Source organism: Geofilum rubicundum JCM 15548, from assembly GCF_000974365.1.
Taxonomy (GTDB): Bacteria; Bacteroidota; Bacteroidia; order Bacteroidales; family Marinilabiliaceae; genus Geofilum; species Geofilum rubicundum.
The window spans coordinates 1-1,515 of record NZ_BAZW01000144.1 but is presented as its reverse complement, the minus strand read 5'-3'; the positions used below and the strand labels follow the sequence as shown (position 1 = coordinate 1,515).

The following is a 1,515-nucleotide window of genomic DNA, read 5'->3' as shown; positions in this document are numbered from 1 at the left end:
AATAATGGCAGAGAATCAGAACATTGAATGGAAGGAATCCTGGAGAGACGAATATCTTAAATGGATATGCGGGTTTGCGAATGCCAATGGTGGTTCAATTATTATCGGGAAAGACGATAAAGGCAGAATTGTTGGATTGAAAAATGCCAAAAAATTACTCGAAGACATTCCAAATAAGGTTAGGGATATTTTAGGTATCATCGTTGATGTGAATCTCTACGAAACAGACAATGGTGAGTATTTAGATGTTATAGTTGAAGCTCATCCCTATCCTGTAAACTACAAAGGACAGTATCACTATAGAAGTGGAAGTACAAAGCAGGAATTAAAAGGAAATGCACTTGACAAATTTTTACTACAGAAAAAGGGAAAACGTTGGGACGGTGTTCCGGTTCCTAAAGTATCCACACGAGATTTAAAACTAGACACCTTTACCCATTTTAGAAAAAAGGCAGTTAAAGCGCAGAGAATTGAAGAGGATGTGTTAACAGACTCTGATGACCTTCTTCTTGAGAACTTACAGCTAATTGAGAATGCATTTCTCAAAAGAGCTGCAATTTTACTTTTTCATTCAGACCCAGAAAAATTCTTTACTGGAGCATACATAAAAATAGGATTTTTCCAGTCAGATGATGAACTGAAATTTCAAGATGAAGTTCATGGAAACATTTTTGAACAAGTGGAAAAAACCATGGATATTCTTTTCACTAAGTATATTCACTCTTCGATTAATTATGAAGGTCTTAATAGAGTAGAGAAATACGATTATCCTAAAGATGCTATCAGAGAAGCTTTATTAAATGCCGTTTGCCATAAAGATTATGCCGAAGGGGCACCGATACAGATTAGTGTATATCAAGACAAGTTAATCTTTTGGAATGACGCTCAATTACCTGATAACTGGACAGTGGAAAAGCTTTTAACGAAGCATCCGTCTAAACCTTATAATCCTGATATTGCAAATACTTTATTTCGGAGTGGGTATATTGAAGCTTGGGGGCGTGGAACCATTAAGATGATTAACGATTGTATTCGATTTGAAATCCCGTCACCTAAGTATTTTTATGACATGTCAGGATTTTGGGTAGAATTCAGAAAAGATAAGTTAAATGAAGAATCTTTAAAGGCGCTTAACTTGAATGACAGACAACTAATGGCCATAGAGTTTCTGAAAAATAATAAACGAATCACCAATCGTGAATACCAATCAAGTTTTAACGTTTCAAGAAATACTGCTACCAGAGATTTATCAGACTTGGTTGAAAAAGGTATAATAAAAGCATCAGATATCAGAGGAGCAGGCTCATTCTATGAACTGTGAATTGCACAATAATTGCACCAATTGCACCAAAGACTGCCAGACACTAATAAAGCAACGAACGGCAACAAAGCTGTATACGGCAGCCGGGGCTCCACAGCAAATTGCGGGTTTCATTCTCTCCCGGCAACCACGTTTTGCCTGAAGATGTCGTACCTGGCAGAAATGCCCCGGCCGACCGCATACAGCCGACCGTT

The 1,515-nt window shown here is 37.6% G+C and carries 1 protein-coding gene; it reads left to right on the top strand.

Features of this window, described 5'->3' with window-relative positions:
- Nucleotides 1–1,321, top strand: a 1,321-nt coding sequence (locus JCM15548_RS20420; protein ID WP_227626083.1) for an RNA/DNA-binding domain-containing protein, incomplete at its 5' end; no start/stop codon positions are given.
- Nucleotides 1,322–1,515: the final 194 nt, after the last annotated feature.